The sequence below is a fragment of the Microtetraspora sp. NBRC 13810 genome, from assembly GCF_030268685.1.
Classification (GTDB): Bacteria; Actinomycetota; Actinomycetes; order Streptosporangiales; family Streptosporangiaceae; genus BSRQ01.
Genome location: NZ_BSRQ01000026.1, coordinates 105,508 through 121,119 on the forward strand (window position 1 = coordinate 105,508; position 15,612 = coordinate 121,119).

The 15,612-nt window shown below is 72.1% G+C and carries 15 protein-coding genes; 11 read left to right on the forward strand and 4 right to left on the reverse strand.

The features are described 5' to 3' along the window. Positions 1–12: 12 nt before the first annotated feature. The 4 genes from QSK26_RS36395 to QSK26_RS36410 form a co-directional block, all read right to left on the reverse strand. Positions 13–663, reverse strand: a complete 651-nt coding sequence (locus tag QSK26_RS36395; RefSeq protein ID WP_285779887.1) for a hypothetical protein — start codon at positions 661–663, stop codon at positions 13–15. Between the two features lie 336 nt (positions 664–999). Next, on the reverse strand, positions 1,000–1,608 hold the full coding sequence (locus QSK26_RS36400) for a DUF4126 domain-containing protein (RefSeq protein ID WP_285779888.1): 609 nt from the start codon (positions 1,606–1,608) through the stop codon (positions 1,000–1,002). A 35-nt stretch (positions 1,609–1,643) separates the two neighbouring features. Next, positions 1,644–2,777, reverse strand: a complete 1,134-nt coding sequence (locus QSK26_RS36405; protein ID WP_285779889.1) for an NAD(P)H-dependent flavin oxidoreductase — start codon at positions 2,775–2,777, stop codon at positions 1,644–1,646. Positions 2,778–2,801: 24 nt separating this feature from the next. Continuing rightward, positions 2,802–3,485 carry an acyltransferase gene (locus QSK26_RS36410; protein ID WP_285779890.1) on the reverse strand — a complete coding sequence of 228 codons (684 nt, stop codon included), beginning with the start codon at positions 3,483–3,485 and terminating at the stop codon, positions 2,802–2,804. Positions 3,486–3,645: 160 nt separating this feature from the next. Here QSK26_RS36410 and pyrG point away from each other — a divergent pair, with 160 nt between their 5' ends. The 11 genes from pyrG (at position 3,646) to der (ending at position 15,251) form a co-directional block, all read left to right on the forward strand. Further along, the gene (gene pyrG, locus QSK26_RS36415) at positions 3,646–5,331 is read left to right on the forward strand and encodes a CTP synthase (RefSeq protein WP_285779891.1); all 1,686 of its coding nucleotides are present in this window, start codon (positions 3,646–3,648) and stop codon (positions 5,329–5,331) included. Then, complete coding sequence (locus QSK26_RS36420; protein ID WP_285779892.1) at positions 5,328–5,936, forward strand: NUDIX domain-containing protein; 609 nt, start codon at positions 5,328–5,330, stop codon at positions 5,934–5,936. Before pyrG ends, QSK26_RS36420 begins: the two co-directional genes overlap by 4 nt. A 33-nt stretch (positions 5,937–5,969) precedes the next feature. Next, entirely contained in the window at positions 5,970–6,866 is an 897-nt protein-coding gene (locus QSK26_RS36425; protein ID WP_285779893.1) for a site-specific tyrosine recombinase XerD, read from the forward strand. 93 nt (positions 6,867–6,959) lie between these two features. Beyond that, the gene (locus tag QSK26_RS36430; RefSeq protein WP_502888793.1) at positions 6,960–7,907 is read left to right on the forward strand and encodes a ParA family protein; all 948 of its coding nucleotides are present in this window, start codon (positions 6,960–6,962) and stop codon (positions 7,905–7,907) included. Positions 7,908–7,947: 40 nt separating this feature from the next. Beyond that, positions 7,948–8,772, forward strand: coding sequence for a segregation and condensation protein A (locus QSK26_RS36435; protein ID WP_285779894.1), 825 nt, complete (start codon positions 7,948–7,950; stop codon positions 8,770–8,772). Beyond that, a complete protein-coding gene (scpB, locus tag QSK26_RS36440; protein ID WP_285779895.1) occupies positions 8,765–9,334 on the forward strand; it encodes an SMC-Scp complex subunit ScpB in 570 nt (189 codons plus the stop codon). Before QSK26_RS36435 ends, scpB begins: the two co-directional genes overlap by 8 nt. Beyond that, positions 9,331–11,463: a pseudouridine synthase gene (locus QSK26_RS36445; RefSeq protein WP_285779896.1), complete on the forward strand. Its 2,133-nt coding sequence runs from the start codon at positions 9,331–9,333 to the stop codon at positions 11,461–11,463. Before scpB ends, QSK26_RS36445 begins: the two co-directional genes overlap by 4 nt. Positions 11,464–11,559: 96 nt before the next feature. After that, positions 11,560–11,919, forward strand: a complete 360-nt coding sequence (gene aroH / locus QSK26_RS36450; protein WP_285779897.1) for a chorismate mutase — start codon at positions 11,560–11,562, stop codon at positions 11,917–11,919. Positions 11,920–11,965: 46 nt separating this feature from the next. Beyond that, the gene (locus QSK26_RS36455; protein ID WP_285779898.1) at positions 11,966–13,063 is read left to right on the forward strand and encodes a prephenate dehydrogenase; all 1,098 of its coding nucleotides are present in this window, start codon (positions 11,966–11,968) and stop codon (positions 13,061–13,063) included. A 140-nt stretch (positions 13,064–13,203) separates the two neighbouring features. Next, the gene (cmk, locus tag QSK26_RS36460) at positions 13,204–13,839 is read left to right on the forward strand and encodes a (d)CMP kinase (RefSeq protein ID WP_285779930.1); all 636 of its coding nucleotides are present in this window, start codon (positions 13,204–13,206) and stop codon (positions 13,837–13,839) included. Continuing rightward, positions 13,836–15,251 carry a ribosome biogenesis GTPase Der gene (gene der, locus QSK26_RS36465; protein ID WP_285779899.1) on the forward strand — a complete coding sequence of 472 codons (1,416 nt, stop codon included), beginning with the start codon at positions 13,836–13,838 and terminating at the stop codon, positions 15,249–15,251. Before cmk ends, der begins: the two co-directional genes overlap by 4 nt. Positions 15,252–15,612: the final 361 nt, after the last annotated feature.

Genomic DNA, 15,612 nt, shown 5'->3' on the forward strand with positions numbered 1-15,612 from the left:
CGCGGGCCGTGGTCAGGCGCGGTCCTCCGGCGGGTGAGGTTGCCGGTACTGGTGGGGCTGCTGTAGCGGATGCGGTTGCTGGTGCGGTTGCTGGACCGGGTGGGGCTGCTCTACGGTTCGCCGGTAGAGCTCGTCGATCTCGTCCAGGGGGTCGCGGACAGCGCTGCCGCGGCGGGCCTCCAGCTCAAGCTCGGTCCGGTCGTGCAGGTCGGACAGGCCGGTCGCGGCGTGCCCGACCTGGCTGTCGAGCAGGTCGGCGCGGACCCGGGCGCAGGTGGTGGTCAGCTTGGCGTAGTGGTCGCGCAGCCGTTCCAGGGTGACGTGGTCGATGAAGCCGGAGGCGCGCCGGTGCTGGGCGTACATGCCGAGCTGGGAGTCGAGCACCGCGGCGTGCTCCTCGATCTCCTTGATCAGCGCGGGGAGGTCGCCGAGGCCCCACCCCTGACGCAGCGCGTGGTCCACGGCCTGGCGGGTCGTCGAGACCTCGCGCCGCAGGCTCACCCGCAGCCGCTCGGTCTCCGCCGCCTCACCCGTCCCCATCGCGTTGACCTGGGTGACGAGCTTGGTCGAGACCGTGCGTGCCTTGCGTGCGGCGGCCTTGCCCAGCTTGATCGCGACATAGATCCCGACGCCGCCGACGACCAGCAGGAACAAGAAGATCACCAAGATGATCGTGATGAGGGTGTCGATCGCAGGCACCTCCGCACCGGAGAGTCGGACGCCATCGAGCATAACCGCCCCCGCCCCCCAACGCTGGATGATCACCCACCACCCACCGCCCGCCGTCCGCCGACTGGAACCGGGATCGGCGCCGCCGTCCGGCGCCCACCGCTTACCGCCCGACGCGCGGCGCCCACCGACCGCCGACCCGGGGCCGGGGAACGGCGACCGCCGACCCGGGGCCGGGGACCGGGGACCGGGGACTAAAGACGGGTGACGGGTGATGGGCGATCTACGGATGTGGACGGATCTTCGTACCTGAGCCCTCGGGCGGGATGGCTAGCCTTCGGGGTCGTGGGTGGGGAGTGGGGTGCCGCGGGTGCGGCGGCGGCGTGCTCGGCTGATGGTGAGCCAGGCGAGTACGGCCAGGGCGGCGAGGATCAGCACGACGAGGACCGGTAGGAAGATCGCGACCAGGCTGAGCCCGAGCGACCCGGCGTCCTCCACCGTGCTCGCCACCGGCGCGCCCAGGCCGCCGGTGCCCGCGTTGACCACCGGCCTCGCGGCGGCCTTCATCAGATGCACGGCGAGCGCCAGGCCGATCCCCAGCAGCCAGCCCACCCAGGGGCGCTCGGTCATCCAGTTGGAGTTCTCCAGCTCGGCGGCGGCAGAGGTGGCGCTGAACACCACGCCGCCGGCCGCCGGGCGCACCGCCGTCTGGATCAAATCGTTGACGTGGTCCACCACCGGCAGCTTGTCCAGCACCAGCTCGGCGAGCAGCAGGACGCCGATGACGGCCAGCACCCAGCCGTTCGACAGCCACGCGTACTCCGGCGGCAGCCGTACGGCGTCGGAGGCGTTGGCGAGGACGCCGACCACGAGCAGCGGGATGTAGGCGTTGAGACCCGCCGCGGTGGACAGGCCCAGCCCGGTGAGCATCGCGAGCATGGGCCCTTCCTACCCCCGATCCGGCCCCCGGCGCGTCATCCGGCGGAGATGCGCCGCAGCCGTTCGGCGGCGCCGGCGAACTCCTCCATGATCTCGTGGACGACCCGGCGGACCGGTTTCACCTCGTTGAGCTGGCCGACGACCTGGCCGACGAAGTGGCTGGCGAGCCGCAGGGCGCCCTCGTCGCCGGACTCCGCGGAGCGGATGATCCGCGACATCGCCCCCTCGGCGAGCAGCGCCTGCCACGGCATGGGAAGGGGCCCCGGGCTCTCGGTGGCGTCGTCCCACTCCTCGGTCCACGCCGACGTGAGCTGCCGCGCGGGCTTGCCGGTCCTGCACGGCGACCGGGTGGTGTCCCGCGAGGTCGCGGCGAGCAGCTTGCGCACGACCACCGGCGGCGTCTCCGCCTCCTCCGTGGTCAGCCAGACCGACCCGCACCACACGCCCTCGGCGCCCAGGGCCATCGCGGCGGCCATCTGGCGGCCGGAGGCGATCCCGCCCGCCGCCAGCACCGGCACGTCCACGGCGTCCACCACCTGGGGGACCAGCACCATGGTGGAGATCTCCCCGGTGTGCCCGCCCGCCTCGCCGCCCTGCGCCACGATGAGGTCCGCCCCGGCGGCGACCTGCCTGCGCGCGTGCTCGACCGTGCCGACCAGCGCGGCGACCGGCACGCCCGCCCGCCGCGCCAGGGCGACCAGCTCGGGCGGCGGCGGCCCCAGCGCGGCGGCGACGAGCGCGACGGGGTGCTTCAGCGCTACCTCGACCAGGCCGGTGGCGCCCTCCCCGGTGATCCGGTGGCCGAACTCCGCCGGCTGCGTGACCGGCCCCCCGCCGTAGGGCTCGCCCCCGCTCACGCCGTACTTCGCGAACAGGTGGCTGACGAAGTCGCGGTGCCGTTCGGGGACGAGATCCGCCAGCCGCGTCCCCGGCCCGGCCGCGGCGGCGTCGATCCGGCCGGGCACCAGCACGTCCACCCCGTACGGCCGGCCGCCCACCTGGGCGTCGATCCAGGACAGCTCGGCCTCCAGCCGGTCGGCGGAGTAGCCGACCGCGCCGAGCACGCCCAGGCCGCCCGCGTTGGTGACCGCGGCGACCACGTCCCTGCGGTGGCTGAAGGCGAAGAGCGGGAATTCGACGCCGAAGCGTGCACAGATCGCGGTCCGCATGCGGCGACCGTAACCCGGGGCCTCTCACAGGTCCAGGTGCCCGCCGGCGCACACGGCCGGGGGCGGGCCGTCCGGATCCGGGGCCTGCCAGCCGTGCGCGGCGTCGTAGCGGCGGACGACCCTCGCGGGCACGCCGGCCAGCACGCAGTGGTCGGGGAACTCCCCGCGTACCACGGCGCCGCCGGCGACCACGGTCTGCCGGCCGAGCCGGGTGCCGGGCAGGATGATGGCGCCCGCGCCGAGCCAGGAGCCCGGCCCGATCACCACCGGGTTGTTACGCGGCCACTGGCGGCCGATCGGCGTCTCGGGGTCGTCGTAGACGTGGTTCTGGTCGGTGATGTAGACGTAGGGGCCGGTGAAGACGTCGTCGCCGATGTCGATGGACTGGTGGCCGACGATGTGCGAGCCGCGGCCGATCGAGCACGCCCGGCCGATCCGCACCACGGAGCCGGGACCGAGGTCCACGCCGGGGCCCATGCCCGCGGAGATCGACACCCGTTCGCCGACCAGCGTGTGGTCGCCGATCTCGATCCATGCCTCTCCGAAGATGGCTCCCACCGGGAACGCGATGCACGCCCCCTCGCCCAGCGCGCGGAACCGGTAGCCTCCCGGGCTGAGCGGCGTCACCGCCCCGGCCTCGCGGATCGCGGCCCAGCCACGGTGGATCAGAGCGCCGGTGAACCGCCGCAGGGCATCACGGATCGACATAAGCGACCAAGTTACTGCTAGGTCACCTTCGCGGGTAACCTCGGGGCATGACCCCGTTAGGGCACTTCGCGGGCGTTGTTTGATAATCTGAGAGCCCGTGGACCGAGAGGCCGCCCACTTCAGGGTTGGCCCCTGATCGCATCGACCACGGGAGCCCTTCTTGCACAGCGCCGCCCATTCGAGAAAAACGCAGACCAAGCATCTGTTCGTCACCGGCGGCGTCGCCTCCAGTCTCGGCAAGGGGCTGACCGCCTCCAGCCTCGGGCGCCTGCTGAAACTGCGCGGCCTGCGGGTCACGATGCAGAAGCTCGACCCCTACCTCAACGTCGACCCCGGGACGATGAACCCGTTCCAGCACGGCGAGGTCTTCGTCACCGACGACGGAGCCGAGACCGACCTCGACGTCGGCCACTACGAGCGCTTCCTCGACACCGAGCTGCACGGCTCGGCCAACGTCACCACCGGCCAGGTCTACTCCAACGTGATCGCCAAGGAGCGCCGCGGGGAGTACCTCGGGGACACCGTCCAGGTGATCCCGCACATCACCAACGAGATCAAGGACCGGATCCGGAGCATGGCCGGTCCCGAGGTCGACGTGGTGATCACCGAGGTGGGCGGCACCGTCGGCGACATCGAGTCGCTGCCGTTCCTGGAGGCCGTCCGCCAGGTCAGGCACGAGGTGGGCCGGGACAACTGTTTCTTCCTGCACGTGTCGCTGCTGCCGTACATCGGGCCGAGCGGCGAGCTGAAGACCAAGCCGACGCAGCACTCGGTCGCGGCGCTGCGCAGCATCGGCATCCAGCCCGACGCCATCGTGTGCCGCTCGGACCGGCCGATCACCACCAGCCTCAAGCGCAAGATCAGCCTGATGTGCGACGTGGACGAGGACGCCGTGGTGAGCGCGGTGGACGCGGCGTCGATCTACGACATCCCGAAGGTGCTGCACACCGAGGGCCTCGACGCCTACGTCGTGCGGCGGCTCGGCCTGCCCTTCCGCGACGTGGACTGGAAGGAGTGGGAGCAGCTCCTGCGGCGGGTGCACCGCCCCGCCAAGGAGGTGACGATCGCGCTGGTCGGCAAGTACATCGACCTGCCCGACGCCTACCTCAGCGTCACCGAGGCGCTGCGCGCGGGCGGCTTCGCCTCGGACGTGCGGGTCAACATCCGCTGGGTCAAGAGCGACGACTGCGAGACCGAGGAGGGCGCCGCCCGCGAGCTCGACGGCGTGGACGGCGTGCTGGTGCCCGGCGGCTTCGGCGTGCGCGGCATCGAGGGCAAGGTCGGCGCGGTGCGCCACGCCAGGGAGAACAAGGTGCCGCTGCTCGGCATCTGCCTGGGCATGCAGTGCATGGTGATCGACGTGGCCCGCAGCGTCGCCGGCATCGAGGACGCCAACAGCTCCGAGTTCCTGCCCGAGGTCGAGCACGCGGTGATCTCCACGATGGCCGACCAGGAGGACGTCGTGGCCGGCGAGCGCGACATGGGCGGCACCATGCGCCTCGGCCTCTACCCGGCCAACCTCGCCGAGGGCTCGCTCGCCCGCCGGCTGTACGGCAAGGCCCGGGTGGAGGAGCGCCACCGGCACCGCTACGAGGTGGCCAACGCCTACCGGGAGCGGCTGGAGAAGGCCGGCATGGTGTTCTCGGGCCTCTCGCCCGACGGCCGCCTGGTGGAGTACGCCGAGTTGCCTGCCGACCTGCACCCGTTCTTCATCGGCACCCAGGCGCATCCGGAGTTCCGGTCCCGTCCGACCCGGCCGCACCCGCTGTTCAAGGGTCTCGTCGCCGCCGCCCTCGCCTTCGCCGACTCGCGCGGTGTGGCCGTCAAGGCGGGGAGGGGGCAGTGAAGGTCGCCGACGTCCCGGAGGAGTGGGAGGTCCTCGCCACCGCCGAGCGGTTCCAGGCGCGGGTGATCGGCGTGCGCACCGACACGGTGCGCATGCCCCGCGACGCCGTCGCCGACCGCGACTATGTCGTGCACCCCGGCTCCGTCGCGGTGCTCGCCCTCGACGACCAGAACCGGGTGCTGCTGCTGCGGCAGTACCGCCACCCGGTCCGGCGGCTGCTGTGGGAGCTGCCCGCCGGCCTGCGCGACGTGGCGGGCGAGGCGCCGGTGCGGACCGCGGAGCGGGAGCTGGCCGAGGAGGCCGCCTACCGGGCCGAGACCTGGCACACGCTGCTGGACCTGTTCAACTCGCCGGGGATGAGCGACGAGCGGATCCGGGTCTTCCTCGCCCGCGGGGTCTCCGAGATCCCGCAGGACGAGCGGGACTTCGAGCACCACCACGAGGAGATCGACATGCCGGTGGTGTGGATTCCGCTGGTAGAGGCGGTTCAGAAGGCGCTCGCGGGTGAGATCCACAATTCTCCGGCCGTGGCCGGTATCCTCGCCGCATACGCGGCTTCGGCCGACGGGTTCGCCTCGCTGCGGCCCGCCGACGCTCCGGAGTGATGAGGAGGTAGCGCCCTGAGCGAGACGGAGGCGGTGCTGTCGAGTTACCTCGCCCACCTGGCGGTGGAGCGCGGCCTCGCGGCGAACACGCTCGCCTCTTACCGGCGCGACCTGCGGCGCTACGTGGACCATCTGACCGGCCGGGGCCGGCACACCTTCGGCGAGGTGGCCGAGGACGACGTCCTCGCCTTCCTCGCCGCGCTGTGCGAGGGCGACGAGGCCCACCAGGCCCTGGCCGCGGGCTCGGCGGCGCGCGCCGTCTCCGCGGTGCGCGGGCTGCACCGTTTCGCGCTGCGCGAGGGCGTCGCCGGCCACGACCCGGCGCACGAGGTACGGCCGCCGCGCGGCCTGCGCAGGCTGCCCAAGGCGATCAGCGTCGACGAGGCCGAGCGGCTGATCGCCGCCGCCGGCCCCGACGGCGCGCCGCTCACCCTCCGCAACAGAGCCCTCCTGGAACTCCTCTACGGCACCGGCGCCCGCATCTCCGAGGCCGTCGGCCTGGTCGTCGACGACCTGGAGCCCGAGCAGGTCCTGCTGCGCGGCAAGGGCGGCCGCAGCCGGATCGTGCCGCTCGGGCGGTACGCGAGGAAGGCGCTGGACGCCTATCTCGTGCGCGCCAGGCCCGTCCTGTCCGCGCACGGCCGGGGCACCCCCGCGGTGTTCCTCAACGCCAGGGGCGGCCGGCTCACCCGCCAGGGGGCCTGGGAGGTGCTCCAGGCCGCCGCCGAGCGGGCCGGGCTGGCCGGAGTCTCGCCGCATATGTTGCGACATTCGTTCGCAACTCACCTCCTGGACGGCGGTGCGGACGTTAGGGTGGTGCAGGAACTGCTCGGCCATGCCTCGGTGACCACCACCCAGGTGTACACCTTGGTCACGGTTGATAAGCTCCGCGAGGTCTATGCCGCGGCGCACCCCCGCGCCAGGCCGTGACCGTCGCAGGGCGTGCCGCCTTGCCGCATACGTGTTGACGCCATAGTGTCCGTCCGGACGGTCCGGTTCGGGGCCGTCAGGGAGGTTCAACTGGTGACTTTGACCACCGACGCTTCTAACCGGGACGCGACCCCCGGCACCCCTGACAACCCCTGGGGTGACACCAAGACCGCCACGACCCCTCGTGGCGGCGGAGTGCTCGGTCCGACCGGGCGCCCTCGCCCGATCTTCCCCGAGCCGCGCCCGCGTACGACGCACGGACCGGCCCGGATCGTCGCCATGGTCAACCAGAAGGGCGGCGTCGGCAAGACCACCACCACGATCAACCTGGGCGCCGCGCTCGCCGAATGCGGGCTCAAGGTGCTGCTGGTCGACTTCGACCCGCAGGGCGCCCTGTCCGTGGGACTCGGCATCAACCCCCTCCAGCTCGACCTCACGGTCTACAACCTGCTCATGGAGCGCGGCGTCACGGCCGAAGAGGTGCTGCTGAAGACCAACGTCGACGGCATGGACCTGCTGCCGAGCAACATCGACCTGTCCGCGGCCGAGGTCCAGCTCGTCACCGAGGTCGCCCGCGAGCAGGTGCTCGGCCGGGTGATCAAGCCGCTGCTCCCCGAGTACGACGTGTGCCTGATCGACTGCCAGCCGTCCCTCGGCCTGCTCACGATCAACGCGCTCACCTGCGCGCACGGCGTCATGGTCCCGCTGGAGTGCGAGTTCTTCGCCCTGCGCGGAGTCGCCCTGCTGATGGACACCATCACCAAGGTCCAGGAGCGGCTCAACGAGGACCTGGAGATCGAGGGCCTGCTCGCCACGATGTACGACGCGCGCACCCTGCACGGCCGTGAGGTGCTGGCCCGCGTGGTGGAGGCGTTCGACGAGAAGGTCTTCCACACGGTGATCAACCGCACCGTCCGGTTCCCCGACGCGACCGTGGCCGGCGAGCCCATCACCAGCTTCGACTCCTCCTCGCTCGGCGCCAGCGCCTACCGCGAGCTGGCCCGCGAGGTTCTGGCGAGGTGGCCGGACCCCAGTGCGTGACCGCCGCCTCGCAGGTGGTGATCCGGAGGACAATGGGAGTGTGACGGAGGAGCCGGCGACGCGGCCCGACACGTTCCAGGTGCATCTGGACGTGTTCGAGGGCCCCTTCGACCTGCTCCTCGGGCTCATCGGCAAGCACAAGCTCGACATCACCGAGGTGTCGCTGCACAAGGTCACCGACGAGTTCATCGCCTTCATCCGCGCCCGCGGCCCGGAGTGGGACCTCGACCAGGCGAGCCACTTCCTGCTCGTCGCCGCGACCCTGCTCGACCTCAAGGCGGCCAGGCTGCTGCCCACCGGCGAGGTGGAGGACGAGGAGGACCTCGCCCTGCTGGAGGCGCGCGACCTGCTCTTCGCGCGGTTGCTGCAATATCGCGCCTACAAGGAGGTGGCCAAGGTCTTCTCCGGGCGGATGGCCGCCGAGGCGCTCCGCTTCCCGCGGATCGTGCCGATGGAGCCGCAGTTCGCCGGGTTGCTCCCCGAGCTGATCCTGGGCATCGGCCCCGACCAACTGGTGAGGATCGCGGCCAACGCCTTCAAGCCGAAGCTGCCGCCATCCGTGTCCACCGCGCACATCTACCAACCGCTCGCCAGCGTGCGTGAACAAGCGGCTATCCTTGTCGAGCGGCTCCGGCGTGCCCGCACGGCGACGTTCCGGGCGCTCACCGCCGACTGCGAGGGTCCCTTCGAGGTGGTCGCGCGATTCCTGGCCGTTCTGGAGCTCTTCCGGGAGGCGGCCGTCTCCTTCGAGCAGATCGAGCCGCTCGGAGAGCTGCATGTGACCTGGACGGGCAGCGACGACGGAGACGTCGCCGTGACCGACGACTACGACGAGAGCGCGGGGAAGAAGCCGGCCGATGAGTGAGGAAGGCACGCACGAGGGCGCCGAGCCGACCCTGCGCGCGGCGCTGGAGGCGATCCTGCTTGTGATCGACGAGCCGGTCGCCGAGATCACGCTCGCCCAGGTCGTCGAGCGTCCCACCCACGAGGTCGCCGCCGCGTTGCGCGAGCTGTCCCAGGAATACACCGAGGGCGGGCGTGGTTTCGACTTGAGAGAGGTCGCCGGAGGCTGGCGTTACTACACGCGGGCCGAGTGCGCGCCGTTGGTCGAGCGGTTCGTCCGCGACGGCCAGCAGACGCGGCTGACGCAGGCCGCCCTCGAAACTTTGTCCGTGGTTGCCTACCGGCAGCCCGTGAGCCGAGCGAGGGTGGCCGCGATCCGCGGCGTCAACAGCGACGGGGTCATGCGCACCCTTGTCGCCAGGGGCCTCGTCGAAGAGGCCGGCACAGACCCGGAGAGCCAGGCCGTGCTCTACCGGACCACTTCCTACTTCCTGGAACGACTGGGCCTGAGGAGCCTCGACGAGCTCCCCGAACTCGCGCCCTTCCTTCCTGACGATGTGGAATCTCTAGAGGAGACCAAGTGAACGACAGGCGTACCCCGTCCGGTGATGGACGCGGTAGAGCACGCGGCGGCGACAGCGGCCGGCGCGACGACGGCAGGCGCGGCTCAGGCGGCCGCGACGCCTCCGGTGGCCGCTCGGGTGGCGGCGCCCTCCGCGCGAGCCGTGGCGGCTCCCGCGAGCGCTACGGCCGCCAGGAAGGCGACCGCGGCGGTTTCCGCGGCGAGCGCTCAGGCGGCGCCCCCCGCGGCCGTACCGGCGGCTCCGGCGACGCCTCCCGCGGGCGTGCCGGCGGCTCCGGCGACTACCGCGGCCGGGGCGAAGGCTCCGGCGACCGCTACGGCCGCCCGTCCGGCGGACGTTCCTCCGATGGCCGCCCGTCCGGCGGCCGGCCGGGCGCGGGCCGTTCCGGCGACTCCCGCGGCTCCTACTCCCGTGACTCCCGCGACTCGCGTGGTTCCGACTCGCGCGGCGCGGGTTCCCGCGGCTCCTACGGCGGCTCCTCCCGCGACGACCGCGGCTACGGCAGGCGCGACGACGCCCCCCGTTCGCGTTACGGCTCCTCCCGCGACGACGCCCCCCGCTCCCGTTACGGCGGCTCGCGCGACGATGCTCCGCGTTCGCGTTTCGGTGGTTCGCGCGACGACGCTCCGCGCTCGCGTTTCGGCGGTTCCCGTGACGATGCCCCGCGTTCGGGGTACGGCTCGCGTGACGATGCCTCGCGCTCTCGTTTCGGTGGTTCCCGCGACGGCGCTTCGCGTTCGCGTTTCGGCTCGCGTGACGACGCTCCGCGTTCGCGTTTCGGCGGGCGGGACGACGCGGGGGCCCGTCCGGGCGCCGGGCGCGGTGGGGACGCCTCGCGCTCGCGCTACGGCCGGGACGGCGACGCGCCCCGTGCCCGCTTCGGGCGCGACGGTGACGGCGCGCGGGCCCGGTTCGGCGGCTCCCGCGACGATGCTCCGCGTTCGCGTTTCGGCGGCTCGCGCGACGACGCCCCCCGCTCCCGTTATGGCGGCCGGGACGGCGACGCCCCCCGTTCGCGGTACGGCGGGCGGGACGACGAAGTGCAGACGATCGGCGGTGGCGGCGAAGGCGGCACGCGTGCCCGCTTCGGGCGTGACGGCGGCCGGGACCGGTTCCGCCGGGCGGACGACCGTCCCGCGCGCCGTTCCGAGAGCTCTGGCCGTTCCGAGGGCCGTTCGGAGGGCTACGGTCGTCCCGGAGGGTCCGGCGCGGGCCGGGGGACCGGCGCGGGCCGCGGCGGCGAGCGTCCCGGGGCCGGTGCGCGCCGGCCGGTGGCCGACCGCAGGACCGGACGCGGCGACACCCGCGGCGACGGCGACGTGTTCAAGACGGCCGCCCAGCCGCTGCGCGACCCCGACCACTTCCCGCACAACTACACCGACGACCGCGACACCACCGAGGTGCCCGACGGCGTGCGGCTGCAGAAGGTGCTCGCGCAGGCGGGCGTGGCGAGCCGCAGGGCGTGCGAGGACATGATCGGCGAGGGCCGGGTCATGGTCGACGGCCAGGTGGTGCGCAGGTTCGGCGCCCGCGTCGACCCGGCCAAGCAGGTCATCCACGTGGACGGCAAGCGCATCCCGACCGCCCCCGACCTCGTCTACTTCGCGATCAACAAGCCGATCGGCGTGGTCAGCACCATGTCCGACCCCGACGGCCGCCCGTCGCTCGCCGACTACGTGGCCGACCGGACCGAGCGGCTCTTCCACGTGGGCCGCCTGGACACCGAGACCGAGGGCCTGATCCTCCTCACCAACGACGGCGAGCTCGCCAACCGGCTGACCCACCCCAGCTACGGCGTGCAGAAGAAGTACTGGGCCAAGGTGCCCGGGCCGATCGCGCGCGACCTCGGCCGGCGCCTGAAGAAGGGCATCGCGCTGGAGGACGGCGTGGCCAAGGCGGACGAGTTCTCCATCGTGCAGGAGCACGGCCAGCAGGCGCTGGTCGAGGTGGTGCTGCACGAGGGGCGCAAGCACATCGTCCGGCGGATGCTGGAGGCGGTCGGCCATCCGGTGATCGACCTGGCCAGGATCGAGTTCGGCCCGATCAAGATGGGACGCCTCAAGTCGGGCACCGTGCGCTCGCTCTCCCTGCACGAGGTCGGAGAGCTTTACTCCGCCGTGGGGTTGTAGCCTTTCGAGACACGAAAGACCCATAACGTGCCGAAAGGTACGGAGTAGGTGCCGGGAGCCGTCCTCGGGGCGGCTCCCAGAGAAAAGGGGATGGGCATGGTGCGGGCTGTCCGCGGGGCGATCCAGATCGAGTCCAACGACCGGGAGGCGATCCTCTCCGGGGTCACCGAACTGGTCGCCCAGGTGATGGAGCGCAACCGGCTGACCACGGACGACGTGATTAGCGTGATCTTCACGGCCACACCGGACCTGACCGCGGAGTTCCCCGCCCTCGCCGCGCGCAAGCTCGGCTTCCACAACGTCCCGCTGATCTGCGCCTCCGAGATCGACGTGCCCGACGCACTGCCGCGCGTCGTCCGGTTGATGGCGCACGTCGAGGTCGACGTGCCCCGCGAGCAGATCCAGCACGTCTACCTTCGTGGCGCGGTCGCCCTCCGGGTGGACATCGCCCAGTGAGTCCCGTATGCGCAACCTGTGGAACGACTCCCGAGAGAAGCCCCTCATGAGCGTGGTCGAAAGCGTCCTGGTCGTCGGCACCGGGCTGATCGGCACGTCCGTGGCCCTCGCCCTGCGCGAGCACGACGTGACGGTCTACCTCGCCGACAAGAACCCGGGCGCCGTACGGCTGGCGCGGGAGCTGGGCGCCGGAACCGAGTGGGAGCCGGGCGTCCGGGCCGACCTGGCGGTGATCTCGGTGCCGCCGCAGGTCGTCGCCGAGCAGCTGAAGGAGTTGCAGGACCAGGGAGCCGCCCGCTTCTACACCGACGTGGCGAGCGTCAAGGCCGTCCCGCTGGCGGACGCCGTACGGCTCGGCTGCGACGTCCGCAGCTATGTCGCGGGGCATCCGCTGGCCGGGCGCGAGCGGTCCGGCCCGGCGGCGGCCCGCGCCGACCTGTTCCTCGGCCGGCCGTGGGCCTACTGCCCGATCGAGGAAACCTCGCCGGAGGCGGTCGAGACGCTGCTCGGGCTGATCAAGCTCTGCGGCGGCGAGGCCGTCCGGGTGGCGGCCGAGGAGCACGACAGGGCGGTCGCGGTGGTCTCGCACGCCCCGCACGTCACGGCCGCGGCGGTCGCCGCGCGGCTCGCCGAGGCGCCGGAGCGGGCGCTGGGGCTGGCCGGTCAGGGCGTGCGCGACGTGACCAGGATCGCGGCCGGCGATCCCGCGCTGTGGACGGGCATCCTGTCCGGCAACGCGCTGCCGGTGGCCGAGGTGCTGGAGGCGGTGGCGGAGGACCTGAAGGCCGCGGCCTCGGCCCTGCGCCGCTCGGCCGCGGACGAGGACCCGGCGGCGGACCGGGAGGCCGCGATGGACTGGGTGACCGGCCTGCTCGACCGGGGCGTCACCGGCACCGGCCGCATCCCCGGCAAGCACGGCGGCCCGGCCCGTACGTACGCCGCCGTCACCGTGCTCGTCGGCGACCGGCCCGGCGAGCTGGCCAAGCTGTTCCAGATCGCGGAGGACGCCGGGGTCAACATCGAGGACGTGCGCCTGGAGCACGCCCCCGGGCTGCCGCTGGGCGCCGCCGAGCTGTCGGTGCAGCCGCCGGCGGCGGCGACGCTGGCCGAGGCGCTGCGCAGGCACGGGTGGCACCTGCGCTGACGGCCGAGCCGTGCACAGCGCGGCGCCTGTTGTCCACAGGCATGGCAAGGGCGGCCTCGGGTGCTCCGCAACACCGGTAGCCTCCAACACAGGATCTGACCAACACACAAGGAGTGGCCGTGACCGGACTGGTCGTCGCCATGGACGGCCCCTCGGGGTCGGGCAAGTCGAGCGCCTCCCGCGGGGTCGCCAGGGCGCTGGGTCTCCGCTACCTCGACACCGGGGCGATGTACCGCGCGATCACCTGGTGGATGCTCCAGCAGCGGGTGGACCTCGGCGACGCGGAGGCGATCGCGGCCAGGGCCGCCGACCCCGTGCTGCTGATCGGCACCGACCCGGACGCTCCGGCCGTGGCCGTCGACGGCGTCGACGTGGCCGAGCCCATCCGCGGCTCGGAGGTCACCGGCGCGGTGTCCGCCGTGAGCGCGGTGCCGCAGGTGCGCGCCCGGCTCGTGGCCGAGCAGCGGGCCATCATCGGCGCGGGCGACATCGTGGTCGAGGGCCGCGACATCGGCACCGTGGTCGCCCCCGACGCCCGGGTCAAGCTCTACCTCACCGCGAGCGCCGAGGCCCGCGCCCAGCGGCGTACGGCGGAGCTGGCCGGCACGACGGTCGAGGCCCAGCAGGCCGCGATGGCCCGCCGCGACACGCTCGACTCGACCCGCAAGGCCGCGCCCCTGGCCAAGGCCCCCGACGCCGTCGAGCTCGACACCACGGCCCTCAACCTCGACGAGGTCATCGCCGAGATACTGCGACTGGTAAAGGAACGGACGTGACCACGGATTACGACGACGAGAGCGGCTGGATCGAGGCCGAGCTCGCCGAGTTCGAGGACGGCGGGTCCGCGGCCGACGAGGCCGACGCCGGCCCGCTGCCGGTGGTCGCCGTCGTCGGCCGTCCCAACGTCGGCAAGTCCACCCTGGTCAACCGCATCATCGGGCGCCGTGAGGCGGTCGTGGAGGATGTGCCGGGTGTGACCAGGGACCGGGTGACCTATGAGGCCACCTGGCGGGGCCGCAGGTTCACCCTGGTGGACACCGGCGGCTGGGATCCCGAGGCCACCGGCATGGCCCTGCGGATCGCCGAGCAGGCGCAGGTGGCGGTCGAGCTGGCCGACGTGATCCTGTTCGTGGTCGACGCCACCGTGGGCATCACCGACGCCGACGAGGCGGTCGCCGGAGTGCTGCGGCGTTCGGGCAAGCCCGTCGTGCTCGCCGCCAACAAGGTGGACGACCAGCGGATGGAGCTGGAGGCCACCGCGCTGTGGTCGCTGGGCATCGGCGAGCCGCAGCCGGTGTCGGCGCTGCACGGCCGCTCCAGCGGCGACCTGCTCGACACGGTGCTCGACGCGCTGCCCGAGGCGCCGCCCCAGCGGTTCGGCGCCGAGCGCGGCCCGCGCCGGGTCGCCCTCGTCGGCAAGCCCAACGTCGGCAAGTCCTCGCTGCTCAACAAGCTGGCGGGGGAGGAGCGCGTCCTCGTCGACCCGATGGCGGGCACCACCCGCGACCCGGTCGACGAGCTGGTCGAGCTGGGCGGCAAGACCTGGCGGTTCATCGACACGGCCGGCATCCGGCGCCGTGACCGCGAGCTCAAGGGCGCCGACTTCTACGCCAGCATGCGCACCCGCTCGGCCCTGGAGCGCTCGGAGGTGGCGATCGTGCTGATCGACGCCAGCGAGGTGCTCACCGAGCAGGACCTGCGGATCATCTCGCTGGTCACCGAGTCGGGCCGGTGCATGGTCGTCGCCTTCAACAAGTGGGACCTCGTCGACGAGGACCGGCGTTACTACCTGGAGAAGGAGATCGACCGCCAGCTCGTCCGCGTCCCGTGGGCGCTGCGCGTGAACATCTCCGCCATGACCGGCCGGCACGTCGAGAAGCTCGTCCCGGCCATCGAGCGCGCCATCGAGTCCTGGTCCACCCGCGTCCCCACCGCCAGGCTCAACGCCTTCCTCACCGACCTGGTCCGCGCCACCCCGCCCCCCGTCCGCGGCGGCAAGCAGCCCAAGATCCTCTTCGCCACCCAGGCGTCCATCGAGCCCCCCAAGTTCGTCCTGTTCACCTCAGGCTTCCTGGAGGAGACCTACCGCCGCTTCATCGAGCGCCGCATCCGCGAGGAGTTCGGCTTCGCCGGCTCCCCGGTCACGGTCACCATGAAGATCCGCGAAAAGCGCTCAGCCAAGAAGTAGCCGTCACCGCTTAACCGGCAGGCCGTTCCCGAAAGAGGGGACGGCCTGTTTTCGTGTGCGCGAGGTCTGATCACCGGCCGATACTCGTGTTCCACATCCGGCGAATGCATGCCCGGAATGGCATTGCGGACACTCAGTAATGCGTCTTCGGTACACAGTATGAAGCGTATTTTCCAAAACCAGGCATCTCGTGTGATGTAGATCACCGGCTTTTGGCGACCGTCCGGACTGTGCTGCCTGACGTGCGGAAAAGGTTCAACGAACAGCGGTGATGTCACGGTCGGTGATCTTGAGCTAACCCGACCGATCTTGCGGCAATTGTTCGCTTTAGTCAGTATGGCGGCGGATTAGATCAGCTGTG

What these genes read in the sequence shown, in the direction of transcription:
- QSK26_RS36400 (WP_285779888.1), bottom strand. Translation starts at nt 1,608, where the DNA reads ATGCTCGCGATGCTCACCGGGCTGGGCCTGTCCACCGCGGCGGGTCTC.
- QSK26_RS36405 (WP_285779889.1), bottom strand. Translation starts at nt 2,777, where the DNA reads ATGCGGACCGCGATCTGTGCACGCTTCGGCGTCGAATTCCCGCTCTTC.
- QSK26_RS36410 (WP_285779890.1), bottom strand. Translation starts at nt 3,485, where the DNA reads ATGTCGATCCGTGATGCCCTGCGGCGGTTCACCGGCGCTCTGATCCAC.
- scpB (WP_285779895.1), top strand. Translation starts at nt 8,765, where the DNA reads ATGAGTGAGGAAGGCACGCACGAGGGCGCCGAGCCGACCCTGCGCGCG.
- aroH (WP_285779897.1), top strand. Translation starts at nt 11,560, where the DNA reads ATGGTGCGGGCTGTCCGCGGGGCGATCCAGATCGAGTCCAACGACCGG.
- QSK26_RS36455 (WP_285779898.1), top strand. Translation starts at nt 11,966, where the DNA reads ATGAGCGTGGTCGAAAGCGTCCTGGTCGTCGGCACCGGGCTGATCGGC.
- cmk (WP_285779930.1), top strand. Translation starts at nt 13,204, where the DNA reads ATGGACGGCCCCTCGGGGTCGGGCAAGTCGAGCGCCTCCCGCGGGGTC.